At 55.0% G+C, this 15,623-nt stretch carries 13 protein-coding genes; 3 read left to right on the top strand and 10 right to left on the bottom strand.

Annotation, left to right across the window (positions count from 1 at the left end; translation table 11 throughout):
- Window positions 1–94 precede the first annotated feature (94 nt).
- Window positions 95–835, bottom strand: a complete 741-nt coding sequence (locus NST44_RS06660; RefSeq protein ID WP_340898452.1) for an HAD family hydrolase — start codon at window positions 833–835, stop codon at window positions 95–97.
- A 399-nt stretch (window positions 836–1,234) separates the two neighbouring features.
- Here NST44_RS06660 and NST44_RS06655 point away from each other — a divergent pair, with 399 nt between their 5' ends.
- Window positions 1,235–2,278: an LLM class flavin-dependent oxidoreductase gene (locus tag NST44_RS06655; protein ID WP_210094060.1), complete on the top strand. Its 1,044-nt coding sequence runs from the start codon at window positions 1,235–1,237 to the stop codon at window positions 2,276–2,278.
- A gap of 262 nt (window positions 2,279–2,540) precedes the next feature.
- On the opposite strand, the gene NST44_RS06650 is transcribed toward NST44_RS06655, so the two are convergent.
- The 9 genes from NST44_RS06650 to uxaC form a co-directional block, all read right to left on the bottom strand.
- On the bottom strand, window positions 2,541–3,299 hold the full coding sequence (locus NST44_RS06650) for an SDR family NAD(P)-dependent oxidoreductase (RefSeq protein WP_007128949.1): 759 nt from the start codon (window positions 3,297–3,299) through the stop codon (window positions 2,541–2,543).
- Window positions 3,300–3,461: 162 nt separating this feature from the next.
- Entirely contained in the window at window positions 3,462–4,214 is a 753-nt protein-coding gene (locus NST44_RS06645) for an SDR family NAD(P)-dependent oxidoreductase (RefSeq protein WP_340898450.1), read from the bottom strand.
- A 20-nt stretch (window positions 4,215–4,234) separates the two neighbouring features.
- Window positions 4,235–4,660 (bottom strand): MarR family winged helix-turn-helix transcriptional regulator, encoded by a 426-nt coding sequence (locus NST44_RS06640; protein ID WP_007128951.1) that lies wholly within the window; start codon window positions 4,658–4,660, stop codon window positions 4,235–4,237.
- A 305-nt stretch (window positions 4,661–4,965) separates the two neighbouring features.
- On the bottom strand, window positions 4,966–5,607 hold the full coding sequence (locus NST44_RS06635) for a nitrite reductase (protein WP_251535802.1): 642 nt from the start codon (window positions 5,605–5,607) through the stop codon (window positions 4,966–4,968).
- Between the two features lie 77 nt (window positions 5,608–5,684).
- Window positions 5,685–8,117, bottom strand: a complete 2,433-nt coding sequence (locus NST44_RS06630) for a heavy metal translocating P-type ATPase (RefSeq protein ID WP_340898448.1) — start codon at window positions 8,115–8,117, stop codon at window positions 5,685–5,687.
- Window positions 8,118–8,150: 33 nt separating this feature from the next.
- Complete coding sequence (locus NST44_RS06625) at window positions 8,151–8,351, bottom strand: cation transporter (RefSeq protein WP_007128954.1); 201 nt, start codon at window positions 8,349–8,351, stop codon at window positions 8,151–8,153.
- Between the two features lie 483 nt (window positions 8,352–8,834).
- The gene (locus NST44_RS06620) at window positions 8,835–9,158 is read right to left on the bottom strand and encodes a metal-sensitive transcriptional regulator (RefSeq protein WP_007128955.1); all 324 of its coding nucleotides are present in this window, start codon (window positions 9,156–9,158) and stop codon (window positions 8,835–8,837) included.
- A gap of 557 nt (window positions 9,159–9,715) precedes the next feature.
- Window positions 9,716–11,815: an alpha-glucuronidase family glycosyl hydrolase gene (locus tag NST44_RS06615; protein WP_251535804.1), complete on the bottom strand. Its 2,100-nt coding sequence runs from the start codon at window positions 11,813–11,815 to the stop codon at window positions 9,716–9,718.
- Window positions 11,816–11,938: 123 nt separating this feature from the next.
- The gene (uxaC, locus tag NST44_RS06610) at window positions 11,939–13,345 is read right to left on the bottom strand and encodes a glucuronate isomerase (protein ID WP_007128957.1); all 1,407 of its coding nucleotides are present in this window, start codon (window positions 13,343–13,345) and stop codon (window positions 11,939–11,941) included.
- 239 nt (window positions 13,346–13,584) lie between these two features.
- Here uxaC and uxuA point away from each other — a divergent pair, with 239 nt between their 5' ends.
- Together uxuA and NST44_RS06600 are read left to right on the top strand one after the other, a co-directional pair.
- Window positions 13,585–14,682, top strand: coding sequence for a mannonate dehydratase (uxuA, locus tag NST44_RS06605; RefSeq protein ID WP_007128958.1), 1,098 nt, complete (start codon window positions 13,585–13,587; stop codon window positions 14,680–14,682).
- Window positions 14,683–14,699: 17 nt separating this feature from the next.
- On the top strand, window positions 14,700–15,608 hold the full coding sequence (locus NST44_RS06600; RefSeq protein WP_340901423.1) for an SDR family oxidoreductase: 909 nt from the start codon (window positions 14,700–14,702) through the stop codon (window positions 15,606–15,608).
- Window positions 15,609–15,623 lie beyond the last annotated feature (15 nt).

Below are 15,623 nucleotides of genomic sequence, written 5' to 3'. Positions count from 1 at the left end.
GATGTTTATCGTCGATGCTTGGACGAGTCGCCATTGGGCTTGTCTCGTTATACTACTGCCACTCCATCTCCTTAACGATTACCATCCAAGGCTGTCAATCAGCGAAAATATAGCGCTGAATCGCCTTGGCAACGCCGTCCCGCGCATTCGTGTCCGTCTGCGCATCGGCAATCGCCTTCAGCTCCTCATCCGCGTTCCCCATGGCAATGCCAAGTCCGGCTGCCCGGATTAGACGGTAATCGTTCATGTTATCACCGATAGCCATCACTTCGCGCATATCGATACCAAGCCTGCTGCAAATCGTACGCACGCCTGATTCCTTCGATATGCCGCGAGGGGAAATCTCCACATTGACGGCTGCCGAACGGGAAATTTCAATCGTATCGATCTCGGAGGCAAGCTCCCGCAGCTTCGAAATGACCGACAGATCAGGATGATGCATGCCGAATTTCATCCATCGCCGCTCAAACATCTCCTCCGTCCAGTTTTTGCGATTCGTAAGGCTCTCCACGCTGTATCCCCAGAAATGGGCGTCCGCCTCCAGCGCCAGCCGGTGCAGCTGTCGAATTTCTTCCGGCTTCAAAAAATGCCGCTCGCACAGCTGCTCCCTTCCCGTCCACAGCTCGGCTCCGTTCAGCAGTACCATCGGGCCGTTCAATCCCAGACTGTTCCAAAGGTCGATGACGGTCTGCATCCCCCTTCCGGTTGAGAAAATCACCATGACGCCGGAATCAACCGCCTTTTGAATCCAATACCGGGTCGTATCGGTCACGATTCCTTCTTCATTTAACGTCGTGCCGTCCAGATCAAGTGCCAGCATTTTGTAATTTGCCATAGGCCATTCCCCTTGCTCTCCTGGATAATTTAAAGATCTTCATTTTGAATCGATGTAATGATAAGAAGTTCGTTAACGTCCCTGGCATTCCTTTATATTTTTAGTTTCAAATTTGAGAAAAGTCAGCCTCAATCGATCAATCGGAATGCCCGAATCGGATTATCAATAGCTTCGGAGCCTCGTCGGGTCCTGTTTTGGAATCCGCTAACCCGGCAATCATTCCCTTGCATATTTTTCTTATCAATTAACTAGGTATATAATGATGGTTATATAGGGAATCCGGTGACTGGGTATACCATACTTATCCGCGGTCATCCTCGGTGCCCTATCGTCAGGAAGCCAGGATGCCCGTCTCTATATAATCTTGCCGTGCTCTGCACGAAGAAGGAGGCAACCAACATGTCTGAATCCGATCTTCATCATACAGAACCAAGAACGGTGAGCGATATTCCGATCTCGATCCTGGATCTCGCCCCGATTACCGCTGGCAGCACTGCAGCACAGTCGCTCAAAAATACGCTCGACCTCGCCCAGCACGCCGAGCGATGGGGCTACAACCGCTACTGGCTGGCCGAGCACCATAATATGCCGGGCATCGCCAGCTCCGCGACCTCGGTCGTCATCGGCCACGTGGCCGGCGGAACGAACACAATTCGCGTCGGGTCGGGCGGCATTATGCTGCCGAACCATGCGCCGCTGGTCATCGCCGAGCAGTTCGGCACGCTCGAATCGCTCTACCCGGGCCGGATCGATCTCGGGCTCGGCCGGGCGCCGGGCTCGGATCAGCTTACCTCCCGGGCGCTGCGGCGCGGCCCCGGCAGCGATGGGCAGGATTTCCCGGACCGCCTCGGCGAGCTGCGGACCTATTTCAAGCCCATCTCCGGCTCGTCCATGCGGGTCCGGGCAATACCGGGCGAAGGGCTCGACATCCCGATCTGGCTGCTGGGCTCCAGCGGCTTCAGCGCACAGCTGGCGGGACAGCTCGGGCTTCCGTTCTCCTTCGCGAGCCACTTCGCGCCGGATTACCTTATGCCGGCGCTCGACCTGTACCGCTCCACCTTCCGCCCGTCGGAGGAGCTTAGCAAGCCTTACGCGATGATCGGCGTGAACGTCATCTGCGCCGATACCGACGAGGAAGCCCAGCGGCTGGCGACATCGCCGTATCAGCAGTTCCTGAACATCATCCGGGGCCGTACCGGCCAGCTCAGCCCGCCGGTCGACAGCATGGATGATCTGTGGAACCTGCAGGAGCAGGCGATCGTGAAGCGGCAGCTCAGCTTCTCCGCCATCGGCAGCCCGGCTACCGTCCGCGCGCAGCTGGAGGAGTTCCAGCGCATGACTCAAGCGGATGAAATAATTGTAGCCGCCGCGATCTATGATCACAAGGCGCGTCTCCGGTCCTACGAGCTGTTGGCAGACGCCGTCGGCCTGAGTAAGCGCTAAGCGAATCATTCCACTGGATAAAACCTACCCAGCGTTGTTATACGCGGGTAGGTCTTTTTTTAATGCACACGAAATCACACACAAATATGCACGAAAAAGTCATAGAAGGGGCATAATTAATTTAATATAAACCAGCCAGCCATCTTACCATGCCAGGACCACGCCCCGGCGCACAAGGTGAGGTTCGCTTGGTGTATAAAGCCCAAAAAAGCCAGCCCGCCGCTGAATCCGGCTGACTGGCCTTGCATATTGAAACCCTGTGTTACAGCGTCAACCCGCCGTCGATCGTCACGAGCGAGCCCGTCATATAACTGGACCCCGGTGAAGCCATAAACGCAACCACGTTCGCGATTTCGTCGGCCTCGGCCGCACGCCCCATCCGCATGTCAGGGATCTCCTCAGGCACATAGCCGCTCTCTTCGAAGGACTTCGCCACGGCTGCCGTCAACGGTGTCTGCACGCCGCCCGGACAGATCGCGTTCACGCGAATGCCCTTCTTCACATATTCGAGTGCCGCGGATTTCGTCAAGCCGACGACCGCATGCTTGCTTGCCGAATAAGCTCCAGCACTGTGCTCGCTGCGGATGCCCGCCGTCGAAGCCGTATTCAGAATATGGCCGCTGCCCTGCTCTTTCATGACCTTCAGCACGTATTTCATGCCGAGGAAGCAGCCCTTCACATTAACGGACATTTGACGATCGAATTCGCTCTCCTCGATATCATCGAGCATGGAGAACTTCTGTATAATCCCCGCATTGTTGAAGAAAAAGTCAATTCGGCCGTAGGTTTCGACAGCTTTATTTACGTAGTTCTGCACATCCTCGCTCTTGGACACATCGGCCTGTACGAAAATGCCTTCTCCGCCTTGTTCCTTAATCATACGGAGCGTTTCTTCCCCAGCCTCCTTGTTGAAATCAACCAGGACGACGGCTGCGCCGTTCTCTGCCAGCTTCAGGCTGCTCGCTCTCCCGATTCCGCTGGCCGCGCCGGTGATGACTGCAATCTGTTGATGATCGGACATGGAACAACACTCCCTTAATGGATATAAGTGAACGCTATATATCAAGGACCAATATTCAATGATCTACAAAAGTCTTCTTAAAATTCCTGGGTACCCGTGTATCTGACAGTGATCCATTCGTCATATCCGATCATGTGCTGACCGAACATGAGGGATCTCCGGTTACTTCGCGTAGTATCCGCCGTCGATCGGGAGCTCGATGCCCGTAATGTAAGAGGATTCGTCCGAAGCCAGGAACAAGGCGCCATTCGCGATATCCTCCGGTTTGCCGAGGCGTGGAAGCGGAGTCTGCGATTGGAACCACTGCATCATCTGCTCGTTCTTGAACAGAGAGATCGTCATCGGCGTTTCGATGTAACCCGGATGGATCGAGTTGCAGCGGATGTTATGCTGTGCAAAATCGACGGCGGTCGCCTTGGTCAGCATGCGCACGGCGCCTTTGCTTGCGGTGTAAGGTCCCGCGCCGCTGCCGCCCGTCAGGCCGGCTATGGAGGAAATGTTGATGATGGAGCCGCCGCCGGCTTCGATCATATGCGGGATGACGTACTTTTGGCCGAGGAAAATGCTCGTCACGTTAATCGACATCGTCTTCTCCCAGCCTTCAACCGTCAAATCCATGAACGGGGTTGCGTTCGAGATGCCGGCATTGTTGACCAAAATATCAATCTTGCCGTACTTCCTCACGGTTTCGTCCACGACGCGGATCCAATCTTCCTCCGAAGCGACATTTTGCTTGAAGCCGATGGCTTCGCCGCCGCTGGCTTGGATCTCGGCCACGACCTCCTGGATTTTATCCTCCTGCAGGTCGGTGATCGCTACCTTCGCGCCCTCTTTCGCAAACAGCAAGGCATCCGCCTTTCCCATACCGCCGGCCGCACCTGTGATGATCGCTACTTTATTGTCCAGTCTTCCCATATTGGATGACCTCCTGATTGTTATTTGCCGTCCCTGTTTCCGGACGGGTTCATCTTGAGCTGAAAATGGTCAATCATCTTCGCATAAGCTGAGATCAGCAAATCCAGCTCCTCTTCGGTATAATCCGACCACAATCCTTCGTTCAGCTCCCGGTATTTCTCCACCATGCGGGCTTCCATCTCACGGCCACGTTCCGTGATTCTCAGATAGACCTGCCGCCGGTCGGCTTCGGACGTGACCCGTTCAATGAGTCCCTTACTCACCAGCTTGTTGCTAAGATTGGTGATCGAAGGCAAAGTCACGTTCAGCACGCTCGCAAAATAGGAGCTTGTCTGGTCGCCTTCATTAGCCAGCGTCTGCAGCACGTAATATTGAGGTCCTGTCAGATCGCTGTCCAGTATTTGGGCATAGCTGGCCACAAGCGTCATCATCTGGCGGGACACCATGTGGGACAGCTGCTCCTTCTTATCCAGCTTTGATCACCCCGATCAGGAATAGTCGAATACATATATCACGATATTAAATAGTTAAAAGCTTTTAACAATTAAATTGTATACCCTTTCACTCCGTTCGTCAACTGTCCCGCAGCTGTATCATATGGGGGCTTTCCCTATTCCTCCCTTTTTCATACGACCTCGCTCCCGGCACAAAAAAACCTCTATAAAAAGGCCTTCTAAGTATATCCAGCTGCTCGTCAAATATAATTTCAGGGCGTACAAAAAAAGACACCACCATATGGTGATGTCTCGCTTTACCCTGCCGGCTCCATCCGGGCATTGGCGGTTAGCTTCCGCAGCTGTTCCAGTGTGATCCGGTCCACGAATCTTGAAAATTTCTCTTTCTTCTTACCCTGCTCCTGAAAAATCGCAATCAAGCTCCGTATCATCGGAACAAGCTCCTCTGCTTCCAGGCCGGCATGCAGCTGCTTGGCCAGCAAAGCCTTTAGGCCCCGCGGTTCTCCACCGACATACATATCGTACTTATCCCGCATTTTGATGACGGCGATATCCTTCAGCAGCGGTTCGCTCGTGCCGAGCGCGCAGCCTGCATATCCGATCCTGAGCGGCGAGGGTACCGGATGCCCGGCAATCGCTTCATCAAGGGCCCGGGCTACGTCCAGGCCCGCTTCCTCTGCCCCCCTGCAGAAATGGCAGGCGATCAGACTTTTGGTGACGAAGCCGGAAGGGTGAACCTGGAGTCCGGCTGCCCTTAACAGGCGCTGAGCCTCTTCCATCTGTTCCTCCTCCATCTCGATATACAGCTGTTTGAAGCCTGTCATTTCGATACGGGCATCCTCGCCGACGACGCTGCCCAGGACGGCCAGCTGTTCGGGACGGAACATCGTTCCGCCCACCTCAAACCCTGGCGTTACGGCAAACTTCCGCATACTCATGTGAACACTCCCATTTTGTTCAATTGATCGTATGGCCCCCGCAAACGCTATCTATCTTCAAGCCTTCGATGTCGGGGTTATACTTTCATGCGCTGCAAACGGAGGGCATTGAGTACAACCGATACCGAGCTAAGCGCCATTGCCGCCCCGGCGACCCAAGGGGCCAGCAGGCCGATCGCGGCAATCGGAATTCCCAGCGAATTGTAGCCGAGCGCCCAGAACAGGTTTTGGCGGATATTGCTCATCGTTTTGCGGCTCATATAAATGGCGTCCGGAATGCTGTTCAGATCGCCCTTCATGAGGGTAACGTCCGCCGCCTCCATCGCCACGTCGGTTCCCGTACCGATCGCCATGCCGATATCGGCTACGGCCAGAGCAGGAGCATCATTGATGCCGTCGCCGACCATGGCGACTTTCTTGCCCTGCTGCTGAAGCTTCTTCACTTCATCGGCCTTGCCTTCCGGCAGCACTTCGGCCAGGACATGGTCGATGCCGACCTGCTTCGCAATCGCCTGCGCGGTTCGCTCATTGTCGCCTGTCATCATGATCACTTCAATGCCCATATCCTTCAATCTTGCAACCGCTGCGCGTGAGGTTTCCTTAATCGTATCCGCGACGGCGACGAGTCCGGCATACTTGCCGTCGATCGCTGCCAGCATCGCGGTCTTGCCCTCGGTCTCCAGCTCCGACATCCGGGCGAGAATCGATTCCACCGGGATCTGATGCTTCGCCATCAGCTTGCGCGTTCCGACCAGCACCTCATGGCCGTCCACGCTTGCATAGATACCGTACCCCGGAATCGCTTCGAACTCCTGTGCTGCCGGGAGCGCAATCCCTTTTGCTTCAATTCCGGCTACGATCGCTTCTGCCAGCGGATGCTCCGAGCTCTTCTCGGCAGCGCCGACCAGGCGCAGGAATGCTTCCTCTTCAAAATCATGCGCTTGAACATCGGTCAGCTCCGGTTTGCCCTTGGTTACCGTTCCGGTTTTATCCAGAACAATCGTGTCCATCTTATGCGTCGCTTCCAAATGCTCCCCGCCCTTGAACAGTACGCCAAGCTCTGCCGCACGGCCCGATCCGGCCATAATGGAGGTCGGTGTGGCTAAACCGAGGGCACATGGGCAAGCGATAACGAGGATCGCAATCGCGATTTCGAGCGAATTCGCAAAGTTGCCTGGTGTTACCCAGAAGTACCATATGAGAAAAGCTGCGATTGCAATACCGACCACGATCGGTACGAAAATGCCGGAGATGACGTCGGCCACCCGCTGAATCGGCGCCTTCGACCCTTGAGCTTCCTCAACCACCTTGATAATTTGGGCGAGAGCGGTCTCTTTGCCCACCTTGGAGGCCTCGAACTTCAGACGTCCGTTTTTGTTAATCGTAGCTCCGATGACCGTATCTCCGGCCTTCTTCTCGACCGGAATGCTCTCCCCGGTCAGCATGGACTCGTCGACCGCCGACATGCCTTCGATCACCCGGCCGTCGACCGGGATCTTCTCTCCCGGCTTAACGACGACGATATCTCCAACCATGACCTGTTCAACCGGTACGGTCGTTTCCTGACCGTCTCGGATAACGACGGCCGTTTTGGCCTGCAGACCCATCAGCGTCTTGATCGCTTCCGAGGTTCTGCCCTTGGCCAGGGATTCAAACAGCTTCCCGAGAATGACGAGCGTGATCAAAACGGCACTCGTTTCATAATACATCGCCGGGCCGTGATGCACGCTTCCGCCCGCTGCAGCCCAGCCAATCGTCAGGTACAAGCTGTAGAAATAAGCAGCCGATGTACCGAGAGCTACGAGAACGTCCATGTTGGCGCTCTTGTTGCGAAGGGCTTTATATGCTCCTACATAGAACTGCTTACCGATATAGAACTGAACCGGGGTAGCAAGCGCGAGCTGGAACCATGGGTTCATGAAGAGCTCCGGCATCCAGATCCATGAGGTAAAGGAGAAATGGGTCACCATGGCCCACAGCAGCGGCAGTGACAGGATGGCCGATATGATCAGCTTGCGTTTCTGCTTGGCAATGGCTTCCTTGCGGTGGCTCTCCTGATCGGGCGCCTCCTGCTTGGATACAGCCTGGTACCCCAGCTTTTCTACACGCTGCTGAATGTCGCTGATCGATACTTCCGCAGGGTTAAATTCCACCCGGGCCGTCTCCAGTGCAAAGTTGACATTAGCCTGGGTTACGCCCGGCATCTTGCCGACCACCTTCTCGATCTTCGATGCGCAAGCTGCGCAGTACATGCCAACCAGCTGAAAATCAACGGTTTCCTTTGCCGTGCCATAGCCGAGCTTCTGGATCTTCTCCTCCATCTCCTTGACCGAAACGACCGCCGGATCATAGGTTAAGGAGGCCTTCTCCAGCGCAAAGTTCACGTTGGCGTCTTGGACGCCTTCCATTTTGCTTAGCCCCTTCTCAATCCGGTTCGCGCAGGCCGCACATGTCATGCCGGTCAACTGCAGCGATGCCTTCTTCTGCTCTTGAACTGCTCCTGTTCCCATCGTCTTACACCCCTCTTCCGTCGTCTTCAGCCCTTAGGCTACCGTGTACCCCTGTTCTTCGATGATTCCTTTGATATCTTCGAGGCTGAACTTGCCGGCATCATAGTTCACCGATACGGTGCCCGCCTTCAAATCCACGCTCCCGGAAATCCCCTGCTCCTTCAATGCGCCCTCGATCGAATTTACGCAGTGCATGCAGGACATGCCTTCAACTTTCAATGTTACCTGTTCCATTCTTCATCGCTCCTTAATGGTTTATTTAAAATGCTTCGGCCTTTCGATCATTTCATCATTTCGCTGCAGGCCGTTATGACGTGTTGTTTGTGTTTCTGATGTTAGTATACCCCCCTACCCTATATTTAGTCAACAGTGAATTTCATCTTTTTTGAAAAAATTGTCCGCACCGTAATGATCAGGCTTGCGCCTCTTTACGGGCAGGCTTGTCCCTTTTATATCTAACATCCTCGAATGAAGCTTTTTTTATTCCGAACGTGCTGTAAGGCTAGAGCATTCTTACATTAGGACGGAGCACCGGGCGTAAGGGTCCCTCCGGGGCTTCTAAACTATAGAGCCTGCCGCCCGAAATCGGGCAGCAGGCTCTTTGTTCGTTCGTATGCTGAAGCTGTGCATTCGATTTGCGAAGGCCAGCTTTTTTCAATATCATTAAGCAGCTTAGCAAGCACGGGACACACCTTGAATTCATAAACAGGCCCTCGCTTACTTCATCAGCTTGTTCATCGTTGTCAGCAATTCGGTAATGACGTCATCGTCGCCTTCCTGCAGGCGCTCGACCACGCAGCTCTTCATATGGTGCTCCAGCAGCAGCCTGCCCACGCCGTTCAATGCCGATTGAATGGAGGAGATCTGGTTCAATACGTCATCACAATACGTATCCTTCTCAATCAAGCCCTTCACCCCGCGAATTTGCCCCTCGATCCGATTCAATCGGCTAATGAGGTTGTTTTTCGTTTTCTCGGAATGATGGCTTTTCCGCTCACTCGTTACCGCGCAGGCTTCATGTGTATGGCTTTCGGTTGTCATCCCATTCCCCTCCTTCATCATGACCATGGATCTTTTTTTCAATCTATTCATATCCATAGTATATCATATAGCCCCCCACCCTATAAAGCCCGAGAATCCGCAGGTCTTTTTTCGATGGAGACACGCCTATTTGGAGACGTCTTTATGTAATCTACCCCTATCATATAACAAAACCTGTGCTTGGTTCATTACGTTATTGTTATAAACCGTCTCTATAATCTTAGTTTATGAAGGCCGGCATCCGTTCATACAGGCTTATGACAGCATCTTCTTTTACATGCCCGCTGTGTACCCCGAGTGCAGACACCACTGCACAGATGAACCTGGACCGCACGAAAAAAGAGTAGATCCTCCTTCGCACCGGGTGATCTACTCCCTCTTCCAAGCGGAGCCGCTCGCGTAAGAGCGGCTCCTTCTTAATTATAAGTCGGGACCTCCTGCGACAGTCCGAGTTGAAGCCTTCCATCCTCTATACTTTTTAATGGACGCTGTGCCTTTCCTAACCCATCCATACCATTGTATAGATAAGGAAGCTCCCCTTGCTCTAGCCCATTCCTTTAAAAGATAGTACGCCCCTTCTCATCCGGCACGCCGGACTTGCGGAAGAAATACGTGTTGATGACATCCCGCCAGTGCTTGGCATGCTCTGCCTGTTCGGCCAGCCTCGCGGCCACCTGGGCATGCTGCGCCGGATCGATTCGCCCTTCTAGGGATGCCCATTCCGCTAGGAGCTCTGCCGCTGCATCCGCACCTTCAAAATGGGTGTCATAAATATGCTGAATCACCGTTTTCCCCGACTTCAGGCGGTGCGAGTACGGCACATGGTGGAAGAACAGCAGCACCTCGTCGGGACAGTCCTCCAGCGTCTCGTACCTGCGCGCATTCGGCTCGAAATACTGGGCCGTATAACCCGTCCCCGTAGCAGCCGTACGGTCGACCCCGATGCCGTCCCGGTCCGCAAAATGGTATGTCCCCCACCTGGAATACTCGTATCCGTCCACGTCCGGCCCGTAATGGGTATGCGGCGTCACCATCCAGCCGACCCCGAGCGGGGACGTATAGCTTTCATAGATCGGCCAAGATTTCATCAGCATGCCGCAGACAGTCTTTATAACGGCCTCGTCGTTGCCGAAGGTCAGCCTGGTCCATTCCTCCGCAATCTCCTCCGAGGTCAGATCAGGATTCCAGATCAGCCGTCCGTAGCCGTACAGATTGGCCTGCGCCAGCGTATGTCCCGTCCAGTTCTCGCCATCTCCGATGTTGGATACGGCCGCAATCCCGCTTAGCTTCATGCCGTGAAGCGAACCGGACACGATCCGTTTCACATACGAGCCCTGCCCGTCCGCGTGCGTATCAAAGTCCAGCACGTCCTTCCATTGCGGAACGAGATAGCAGACATGGCGCTGCTGCCCGGTATATTCCTGCGTCACCTGGAATTCCAGCACCTGGTTCGTATGCTTCATGCTGCCGAACAGCGGGGATACCGGTTCCCGGACCTGAAAATCCATCGGCCCGTTCTTAATCTGCAGCAGCACATTGTCCATGAACCGGCCGTCAAGCGGCGTGAAATGATCGTAAGCCGCCTTGGCACGGTCCGTACTCCGATCCCGCCAATCCTGCATGCAGTTATAGACGAAGCAGCGCCAAATCACGATTCCGCCATGGGGCTTCAGCGCTTCGGCAAGCATATTGGCGCCGTCGGCATGGTCGCGCCCGTAAGCGAACGGCCCCGGCCGGTGTTCCGAATCGGCCTTTACCAGGAATCCGCCGAAGTCCGGAATATGGCTGTAAATCTCATCCGCGGCAGCCCTCCACCACCGCCGTACGTCTTCATTCAGCGGATCGGAAGTGCCAACGCCGCCGATATGAAGCGGAGCCGCAAAGTTAATGCTCAAATACAGCGTGATGCCGTACTTGCGAAATACACTTGCGATTTGGGCCACCTGAGGCAAATATTCCCGGGTGATGAACCGCGTTTCAATCTCATGCACGTTCACATTGTTGATCGAAATTGCATTGATGCCGACGGAAGACAGCAGCCTTGCATAGTCCTTGACGCGCGTAAGATCCTCCGTGAAGCGCCCATCCCGGTAAAAGATCGAACGCCCCGCGTAGCCCCGCTCGATCGAGCCGTCCGCATTATCCCATTGATTGATCATCCGGAGCCGGTTAACCGGCTCCTCGGTCACGTTCCATGCCGTTAACGGCTCGTGTGCGGCGACAAGCCGCAGCAAATGAAATACGCCGTACAGCAAACCTTTCTCCGAGCCGCCGATCAGGATCACTCGCTCCTGCAGACTATCCCCCAGATACTGAAGGCGGAAGCCTTCAGGTCCCAGCTTTCCGGGAGCGCTGTTGTCCCCTTCTTCCAGGTCCTGCACGTTATCGGCGGCAGGCTGCACCCGCAGCTGAAGGCCGCGGGGTATCCCTTCGTTCGATGCCAGTTGAGGCATCTCGTTGCCCAGCAACAATAGCTCCGGCTCGATGTCCAGCAGGGATCGGCATCCGCTGCGAAGCTCCTCAATGGCCGAATCCAGAAGCTCGGATCGCCTTCCCTCCAAGGAGATCGTGCCGAGAACCCGGCGGTAAGCCTCCCGAAGCTCCGCATCCTGGATCGGCGAATACTGAAGCCAGGCTCGATATAATGTACTGTTCATATTCCTTGTTCCTCCTTCGTCCTGCTCTTTATGCCAAACGACTGCTTTTTACTAATCAACAAACCAAATACCGGCCACCATAAACGACATCAAGGCAGAGTGAAACCAATACTAAACCCGAGATTATTCGTGGATTTGAAAATAGCGCTCCGCGTTGCGATAGCATATATCCTGGATGATGCCCCCGATATAGTCATAGTCCGCCGGCAGCTCCCCCTCCTTGATCCAGTCCCCGAACAGGCGGCAAAGGACGCGCCGGAAATATTCATGCCTTGGGAACGACATGAAGCTGCGCGAGTCCGTCAGCATGCCGACAAAGGTGCTGATCAGGCCCATAGAGGACAGAGCGGTCAGCTGCTTCAGCATGCCCTCCTTCTGATCATGGAACCACCAGGCAGAGCCGAGCTGAAGCTTCCCTTCGACGCCGGCCGATTGAAAATTGCCGATCGTGGTGGCAATCATCTCGTAATGGGAGGAGTACAGGCTGTAAACGATAGTCTTCGGGAGCCGGTCATCCTTGTCAAGCTCGCTCAAAAATCCGTTAAGACTCGCCGCCAGATGAAAGTCCAGGATGGAATCATACCCGCTGTCCTTCCCAAGCTTAGCCAGCATGCGGGCGTTGTTGTTCCGGGATGCTCCGATATGAAGCTGCATGGCCCAGCCCAAGTCATGGTACATCACAGCAAGCCGAAGCAGCGTATAGGTTCGGTACTTCGCCTCCTCCTGTTCCGAGATCGGGTCCCCTGCCATGGCCTTGGCATAAATGGCCGCTGCCTCTTGTTCGCTGGCAGGCTCATACGGAAATGCTCCGAAGCCGTGATCGGACAGCCGGCAGCCGTGATCATGGAAGTACTGGATCCGCAGCTTAAGTGCTTCAAGCAATTCTTCATAGGTATCTACCGCATGATTCGCCGCCTCCCCGAGCTGCCGGATATATCCTGCAAAATCGGCATGCGTCAGGTCAAGGACCCGATCCGGACGAAAAGCCGGCGCCACGACCGCGGTAATCTCCGGATTGCGCTGAATACGGCGATGAAATTCCAAGGAGTCGGCCGGATCGTCCGTCGTGCACGCTACCTTCACCTTGAAGCGAGCAAGGATGCCTCCAGCCGTTAGGGAAGGGTCCTTCAGCTTCTCGTTGCACGCATGCCAGATCTTCATCGCATTATCCTCAGACAGCCGCTCCTGAATGCCGAAATACCTCGCCAGCTCCAGATGGGTCCAATGATAGAGCGGATTTCCGACGAGCTTTGGAACGCAGCGCGCCCAAGCCGTGAATTTCTCCTCGGGCGGCGCGCTGCCCGTAATCAGCTCTTCTTCAACACCGAGCCAGCGCATCGCCCTCCATTTGTAGTGATCTCCTTCAAGCCAAATCTCGGCCAGATTTCCGAATTGGCGGTTGTCCGCGATATCCTTCGGGCTTAAATGATTGTGATAGTCGTACAGCGGCATGCTCTCCGCATAATCATAGTACAGCTTCCTGGCGCTATTGCTGTTAAGCAGCAGATTATCGATATCCAAACGGCTCATCTTTCCGATCCCTCCGTTCAAAATTTTCGTTTTCCGTTCCATACTACCATACTTGTATGGTAGTATGGAATATATAAGCCTGGCGGATCTGGAGGCGGATTCCGGCGGCCAATGATGAGCCGCGTGATTCAGCCGTCCTGATATTGCGTACCTCAGGTAAAGTACAATGGCAAGCCAGGCTCAAGCGCTTATCATTGATTATTTTATTCAACAACCACATTCGTAAAGGCGGTGCAGCAATGCGTATGGTATTTCGGTGGTTCGGCGAAGGCAACGACACGGTCTCGCTGGATCATATCAGGCAAATTCCCGGCGTAGAAGGAATCGTCTGGTCGCTCCATGATATCCCGGCCGGCGAGGAATGGCCGATGGAGCGGATTGAGGAAGTCCGGGACCAGGCAAGCGCGTTCGGACTTCATATTGACGTTGTGGAAAGCGTGAATGTGCACGAGGATATCAAGCTCGGCCTCCCGTCACGCGATCGGTACATCGCCAATTACATCCGTACGATTGAAAAATTGGGCCAGGTCGGCGTCAAAGTCATCTGCTACAATTTCATGCCGATCTTTGATTGGGCGCGAACCGATATGTTTAAAGCAGCGCCTGACGGATCGACGGCACTCTTCTTCGAAAAAGCCAAGATCCACGGCATCGATCCAATGGAGCTTGTAAGAACGATCACGCAGAACAGCTCTCTTACCATGCCGGGATGGGAACCGGAGCGGCTGGCTCACCTGGCCTCTTTGTTCGAGGCTTATCGCGGGGTAACGGAGGAGGATCTGTGGAGCAATCTGGAGTATTTCCTGAACGCGGTCGTTCCGGTGGCCGAAGCCAACGGCATTCGAATGGCTATTCATCCCGACGATCCGCCTTGGTCCATCTTTGGCCTGCCCCGGATCATCACCAGCCAGGAGAACCTTCGCAGACTCCTGAGCCTGTACGACAGTCCGGCGAACAGCCTCACCTTGTGCAGCGGCTCGCTCGGCGCGAATCCGGATAACGATATCGTCTCGATGATTCATGAATTCCATGACCGGATACCGTTCGCGCATATCCGCAATGTTCGCGTCTTTGATAACGGCGACTTCATTGAGACCTCCCATCGGACGCAGGACGGGACGGTTGATATCACCGGCATCGTCCAGGCCTATCATGAAACCGGATTTACCGGTTATGCCAGACCCGATCACGGACGGCATATTTGGGGCGAGCAATGCCGGCCGGGTTACGGGCTGTATGACCGGGCACTGGGCATTATGTATTTGTGGGGGCTGTGGGATGCGTACACCAGGAAGAGCCAGGATCAAGCCTCCAAAGTGAAGGAGGCTGTTCAATGAGCGGATTCAGTAACGGTATGCCGGAATCAGCCGGATCCGGTCAAGGCGCGGTCGGATCTGCACGCCAAGAGCACATCGCCCTTCCCATCCACCCGTCCATCCATGGCAAAACCGCGGTTATTACCGGTGGATCCGGAGTATTATGCCGAGCCATGGCGCTAGAGCTTGGGCGTCAGGGAGCGAAGGTCGCCGTCCTGAACCGCACGGTGGAGAAGGGTCAGCAGGTTGCAGACGAGATCACCGCGGCTGGCGGAACCGCGATAGCGGTCTCCTGCGACGTGACCGATGCCGAAAGCGTCCGTGAGGCGGAGAAGGCTGTTCGCACAGCATTCGGCCCGTGCGATATCCTGATTAACGGAGCCGGCGGCAACAGGAAGGATGCCAATACAACGAATGAAACCTTCCGTCCCGAAGATGAGGGTCAGCCCGATGTCACCACATTCTTCGGGCTCAGCGTGCCCGGCTTCCGCAGCGTCTTTGACTTGAACTTCATCGGTACGCTGATTCCGACGCAGATCTTCGCGGAGGGCATGGTCGGACGGCCGGGAGCGGTGGTGCTGAATATTTCGTCGATGAGCGCACCAAGCCCGATGACGAAGGTACCCGCCTATAGCGCCGCTAAAGCCGCGGTCAACAATTTCACCCAATGGCTGGCGGTCCATCTTGCAGATGCCGGTATCCGCGTGAATGCAATTGCACCGGGCTTCTTCCTGACCGAGCAGAACCGTAATTTGCTGACGAACAGCGACGGTTCGCTGACGGAGCGTTCTCATAAGATCATTTCCCACACGCCCATGAGACGGTTCGGCGTGCCGGAGGATCTCCTCGGGACGCTGCTATGGCTTGTGGATGATCAGGCTTCGGGTTTTGTCACAGGAACGGTTATCCCGGTGGACGGCGGCTTTATGGCTTATTCTGGCGTATGAAACAAAACGCAGCCC

Source organism: Paenibacillus sp. FSL W8-0919 (genome assembly GCF_038003785.1).
Taxonomy (GTDB): domain Bacteria; phylum Bacillota; class Bacilli; order Paenibacillales; family Paenibacillaceae; genus Paenibacillus_AQ; species Paenibacillus_AQ lactis.
Note: the sequence above shows the minus strand (reverse complement) of the source record. Positions and strands in the feature narration are given on the sequence as shown.